This window comes from Flavobacterium succinicans LMG 10402 (assembly GCF_000611675.1).
In the GTDB taxonomy this organism is placed as follows: Bacteria; Bacteroidota; Bacteroidia; order Flavobacteriales; family Flavobacteriaceae; genus Flavobacterium; species Flavobacterium succinicans.
The window spans coordinates 1-5,534 of the sequence record NZ_JATV01000031.1 but is presented as its reverse complement, the minus strand read 5'-3'; the positions used below and the strand labels follow the sequence as shown (position 1 = coordinate 5,534).

Annotated in this window: 9 protein-coding genes; all 9 read right to left on the bottom strand. The window is 44.8% G+C overall.

Features of this window, described 5'->3' with window-relative positions; all coding sequences use genetic code 11:
• Nucleotides 1–1,382 (bottom strand): replication endonuclease (locus AO58_RS18495; RefSeq protein ID WP_503089847.1); only part of this gene is annotated, 1,382 nt, incomplete at its 3' end.
• A 36-nt stretch (nt 1,383–1,418) separates the two neighbouring features.
• On the bottom strand, nt 1,419–2,405 hold the full coding sequence (locus AO58_RS18490; protein ID WP_000466547.1) for a Minor spike protein: 987 nt from the start codon (nt 2,403–2,405) through the stop codon (nt 1,419–1,421).
• Nucleotides 2,406–2,413: 8 nt separating this feature from the next.
• Nucleotides 2,414–2,941, bottom strand: coding sequence for a hypothetical protein (locus AO58_RS18485; protein ID WP_000487867.1), 528 nt, complete (start codon nt 2,939–2,941; stop codon nt 2,414–2,416).
• Nucleotides 2,942–3,051: 110 nt separating this feature from the next.
• Nucleotides 3,052–4,335 (bottom strand): major capsid protein, encoded by a 1,284-nt coding sequence (locus AO58_RS18480; RefSeq protein WP_000065572.1) that lies wholly within the window; start codon nt 4,333–4,335, stop codon nt 3,052–3,054.
• Nucleotides 4,336–4,371: 36 nt separating this feature from the next.
• Complete coding sequence (locus tag AO58_RS18475; protein ID WP_000033471.1) at nt 4,372–4,488, bottom strand: phage DNA packaging protein J; 117 nt, start codon at nt 4,486–4,488, stop codon at nt 4,372–4,374.
• Complete coding sequence (locus tag AO58_RS18470; RefSeq protein WP_000084700.1) at nt 4,488–4,946, bottom strand: scaffolding protein D; 459 nt, start codon at nt 4,944–4,946, stop codon at nt 4,488–4,490. Before AO58_RS18470 ends, AO58_RS18475 begins: the two co-directional genes overlap by 1 nt.
• Nucleotides 4,943–5,182 carry a phage DNA packaging protein C gene (locus AO58_RS18465; RefSeq protein WP_016670801.1) on the bottom strand — a complete coding sequence of 80 codons (240 nt, stop codon included), beginning with the start codon at nt 5,180–5,182 and terminating at the stop codon, nt 4,943–4,945. The genes AO58_RS18470 and AO58_RS18465 overlap by 4 nt, the downstream gene beginning before the upstream one ends.
• On the bottom strand, nt 5,115–5,285 hold the full coding sequence (locus tag AO58_RS18460; RefSeq protein ID WP_002253904.1) for a bacteriophage K family protein: 171 nt from the start codon (nt 5,283–5,285) through the stop codon (nt 5,115–5,117). Before AO58_RS18460 ends, AO58_RS18465 begins: the two co-directional genes overlap by 68 nt.
• Nucleotides 5,285–5,533, bottom strand: a complete 249-nt coding sequence (locus tag AO58_RS18455) for a hypothetical protein (RefSeq protein WP_002820105.1) — start codon at nt 5,531–5,533, stop codon at nt 5,285–5,287. The genes AO58_RS18460 and AO58_RS18455 overlap by 1 nt, the downstream gene beginning before the upstream one ends.
• Between the last annotated feature and the right edge of the window lies 1 nt (nt 5,534).

The window sequence follows — 5,534 nt, the reverse complement described above, 5'->3', positions numbered from 1 at the left end:
AGATTTGTCGTCACAGGTTGCGCCGCCAAAACGTCGGCTACAGTAACTTTTCCCAGCCTCAATCTCATCTCTCTTTTTGCGTTCTGCTTCAATATCTGGTTGAACGGCGTCGCGTCGTAACCCAGCTTGGTAAGTTGGATTAAGCACTCCGTGGACAGATTTGTCATTGTGAGCATTTTCATCCCGAAGTTGCGGCTCATTCTGATTCTGAACAGCTTCTTGGGAAGTAGCGACAGCTTGGTTTTTAGTGAGTTGTTCCATTCTTTAGCTCCTAGACCTTTAGCAGCAAGGTCCATATCTGACTTTTTGTTAACGTATTTAGCCACATAGAAACCAACAGCCATATAACTGGTAGCTTTAAGCGGCTCACCTTTAGCATCAACAGGCCACAACCAACCAGAACGTGAAAAAGCGTCCTGCGTGTAGCGAACTGCGATGGGCATACTGTAACCATAAGGCCACGTATTTTGCAAGCTATTTAACTGGCGGCGATTGCGTACCCGACGACCAAAATTAGGGTCAACGCTACCTGTAGGAAGTGTCCGCATAAAGTGCACCGCATGGAAATGAAGACGGCCATTAGCTGTACCATACTCAGGCACACAAAAATACTGATAGCAGTCGGCGTGTGAATCATTAGCCTTGCGACCCTCGGCAGCAAGAACCATACGACCAATATCACGAAAATAGTCACGCAAAGCATTGGGATTATCATAAAACGCCTCTAATCGGTCGTCAGCCAACGTGAGAGTGTCAAAAACGATAAACCAACCATCAGCATGAGCCTGTCGCATTGCATTCATCAAACGCTGAATAGCAAAGCCTCTACGCGATTTCATAGTGGAGGCCTCCAGCAATCTTGAACACTCATCCTTAATACCTTTCTTTTTGGGGTAATTATACTCATCGCGAATATCCTTAAGAGGGCGTTCAGCAGCCAGCTTGCGGCAAAACTGCGTAACCGTCTTCTCGTTCTCTAAAAACCATTTTTCGTCCCCTTCGGGGCGGTGGTCTATAGTGTTATTAATATCAAGTTGGGGGAGCACATTGTAGCATTGTGCCAATTCATCCATTAACTTCTCAGTAACAGATACAAACTCATCACGAACGTCAGAAGCAGCCTTATGGCCGTCAACATACATATCACCATTATCGAACTCAACGCCCTGCATACGAAAAGACAGAATCTCTTCCAAGAGCTTGATGCGGTTATCCATCTGCTTATGGAAGCCAAGCATTGGGGATTGAGAAAGAGTAGAAATGCCACAAGCCTCAATAGCAGGTTTAAGAGCCTCGATACGCTCAAAGTCAAAATAATCAGCGTGACATTCAGAAGGGTAATAAGAACGAACCATAAAAAAGCCTCCAAGATTTGGAGGCATGAAAACATACAATTGGGAGGGTGTCAATCCTGACGGTTATTTCCTAGACAAATTAGAGCCAATACCATCAGCTTTACCGTCTTTCCAGAAATTGTTCCAAGTATCGGCAACAGCTTTATCAATACCATGAAAAATATCAACCACACCAGAAGCAGCATCAGTGACGACATTAGAAATATCCTTTGCAGTAGCGCCAATATGAGAAGAGCCATACCGCTGATTCTGCGTTTGCTGATGAACTAAGTCAACCTCAGCACTAACCTTGCGAGTCATTTCTTTGATTTGGTCATTGGTAAAATACTGACCAGCCGTTTGAGCTTGAGTAAGCATTTGGCGCATAATCTCGGAAACCTGCTGTTGCTTGGAAAGATTGGTGTTTTCCATAATAGACGCAACGCGAGCAGTAGACTCCTTCTGTTGATAAGCAAGCATCTCATTTTGTGCATATACCTGGTCTTTCGTATTCTGGCGTGAAGTCGCCGACTGAATGCCAGCAATCTCTTTTTGAGTCTCATTTTGCATCTCGGCAATCTCTTTCTGATTGTCCAGTTGCATTTTAGTAAGCTCTTTTTGATTCTCAAATCCGGCGTCAACCATACCAGCAGAGGAAGCATCAGCACCAGCACGCTCCCAAGCATTAAGCTCAGGAAATGCAGCAGCAAGATAATCACGAGTATCCTTTCCTTTATCAGCGGCAGACTTGCCACCAAGTCCAACCAAATCAAGCAACTTATCAGAAACGGCAGAAGTGCCAGCCTGCAACGTACCTTCAAGAAGTCCTTTACCAGCTTTAGCCATAGCACCAGAAACAAAACTAGGGACGGCCTCATCAGGGTTAGGAACATTAGAGCCTTGAATGGCAGATTTAATACCAGCATCACCCATGCCTACAGTATTGTTATCGGTAGCAAGCACATCACCTTGAATGCCACCGGAGGCGGCTTTTTGACCGCCTCCAAACAATTTAGACATGGCGCCACCAGCAAGAGCAGAAGCAATACCGCCAGCAATAGCACCAAACATAAATCACCTCACTTAAGTGGCTGGAGACAAATAATCTCTTTAATAACCTGATTCAGCGAAACCAATCCGCGGCATTTAGTAGCGGTAAAGTTAGACCAAACCATGAAACCAACATAAACATTATTGCCCGGCGTACGGGGAAGGACGTCAATAGTCACACAGTCCTTGACGGTATAATAACCACCATCATGGCGACCATCCAAAGGATAAACATCATAGGCAGTCGGGAGGGTAGTCGGAACCGAAGAAGACTCAAAGCGAACCAAACAGGCAAAAAATTTAGGGTCGGCATCAAAAGCAATATCAGCACCAACAGAAACAACCTGATTAGCGGCGTTGACAGATGTATCCATCTGAATGCAATGAAGAAAACCACCATTACCAGCATTAACCGTCAAACTATCAAAATATAACGTTGACGATGTAGCTTTAGGTGTCTGTAAAACAGGTGCCGAAGAAGCTGGAGTAACAGAAGTGAGAACCAGCTTATCAGAAAAAAAGTTTGAATTATGGCGAGAAATAAAAGTCTGAAACATGATTAAACTCCTAAGCAGAAAACCTACCGCGCTTCGCTTGGTCAACCCCTCAGCGGCAAAAATTAAAATTTTTACCGCTTCGGCGTTATAACCTCACACTCAATCTTTTATCACGAAGTCATGATTGAATCGCGAGTGGTCGGCAGATTGCGATAAACGGTCACATTAAATTTAACCTGACTATTCCACTGCAACAACTGAACGGACTGGAAACACTGGTCATAATCATGGTGGCGAATAAGTACGCGTTCTTGCAAATCACCAGAAGGCGGTTCCTGAATGAATGGGAAGCCTTCAAGAAGGTGATAAGCAGGAGAAACATACGAAGGCGCATAACGATACCACTGACCCTCAGCAATCTTAAACTTCTTAGACGAATCACCAGAACGGAAAACATCCTTCATAGAAATTTCACGCGGCGGCAAGTTGCCATACAAAACAGGGTCGCCAGCAATATCGGTATAAGTCAAAGCACCTTTAGCGTTAAGGTACTGAATCTCTTTAGTCGCAGTAGGCGGAAAACGAACAAGCGCAAGAGTAAACATAGTGCCATGCTCAGGAACAAAGAAACGCGGCACAGAATGTTTATAGGTCTGTTGAACACGACCAGAAAACTGGCCTAACGACGTTTGGTCAGTTCCATCAACATCATAGCCAGATGCCCAGAGATTAGAGCGCATGACAAGTAAAGGACGGTTGTCAGCGTCATAAGAGGTTTTACCTCCAAATGAAGAAATAACATCATGGTAACGCTGCATGAAGTAATCACGTTCTTGGTCAGTATGCAAATTAGCATAAGCAGCTTGCAGACCCATAATGTCAATAGATGTGGTAGAAGTCGTCATTTGGCGAGAAAGCTCAGTCTCAGGAGGAAGCGGAGCAGTCCAAATGTTTTTGAGATGGCAGCAACGGAAACCATAACGAGCATCATCTTGATTAAGCTCATTAGGGTTAGCCTCGGTACGGTCAGGCATCCACGGCGCTTTAAAATAGTTGTTATAGATATTCAAATAACCCTGAAACAAATGCTTAGGGATTTTATTGGTATCAGGGTTAATCGTGCCAAGAAAAGCGGCATGGTCAATATAACCAGTAGTGTTAACAGTCGGGAGAGGAGTGGCATTAACACCATCCTTCATGAACTTAATCCACTGTTCACCATAAACGTGACGATGAGGGACATAAAAAGTAAAAATGTCTACAGTAGAGTCAATAGCAAGGCCACGACGCAATGGAGAAAGACGGAGAGCGCCAACGGCGTCCATCTCGAAGGAGTCGCCAGCGATAACCGGAGTAGTTGAAATGGTAATAAGACGACCAATCTGACCAGCAAGGAAGCCAAGATGGGAAAGGTCATGCGGCATACGCTCGGCGCCAGTTTGAATATTAGACATAATTTATCCTCAAGTAAGGGGCCGAAGCCCCTGCAATTAAAATTGTTGACCACCTACATACCAAAGACGAGCGCCTTTACGCTTGCCTTTAGTACCTCGCAACGGCTGCGGACGACCAGGGCGAGCGCCAGAACGTTTTTTACCTTTAGACATTACATCACTCCTTCTGCACGTAATTTTTGACGCACGTTTTCTTCTGCGTCAGTAAGAACGTCAGTGTTTCCTGCGCGTACACGCAAGGTAAACGCGAACAATTCAGCGGCTTTAACCGGACGCTCGACGCCATTAATAATGTTTTCCGTAAATTCAGCGCCTTCCATGATGAGACAGGCCGTTTGAATGTTGACGGGATGAACATAATAAGCAATGACGGCAGCAATAAACTCAACAGGAGCAGGAAAGCGAGGGTATCCTACAAAGTCCAGCGTACCATAAACGCAAGCCTCAACGCAGCGACGAGCACGAGAGCGGTCAGTAGCAATCCAAACTTTGTTACTCGTCAGAAAATCGAAATCATCTTCGGTTAAATCCAAAACGGCAGAAGCCTGAATGAGCTTAATAGAGGCCAAAGCGGTCTGGAAACGTACGGATTGTTCAGTAACTTGACTCATGATTTCTTACCTATTAGTGGTTGAACAGCATCGGACTCAGATAGTAATCCACGCTCTTTTAAAATGTCAACAAGAGAATCTCTACCATGAACAAAATGTGACTCATATCTAAACCAGTCCTTGACGAACGTGCCAAGCATATTAAGCCACTTCTCCTCATCCAACGCGTCAGTTTTTGACAGAATCGTTAGTTGATGGCGAAAGGTCGCAAAGTAAGAGCTTCTCGAGCTGCGCAAGGATAGGTCGAATTTTCTCATTTTCCGCCAGCAGTCCACTTCGATTTAATTCGTAAACAAGCAGTAGTAATTCCTGCTTTATCAAGATAATTTTTCGACTCATCAGAAATATCCGAAAGTGTTAACTTCTGCGTCATGGAAGCGATAAAACTCTGCAGGTTGGATACGCCAATCATTTTTATCGAAGCGCGCATAAATTTGAGCAGATTTGTCGTCACAGGTTGCGCCGCCAAAACGTCGGCTACAGTAACTTTTCCCAGCCTCAATCTCATCTCTCTTTTTGCGTTCTGCTTCAATATCTGGTTGAACGGCGTCGCGTCGTAACCCAGCTTGGTAAGTTGGATTAAGCACT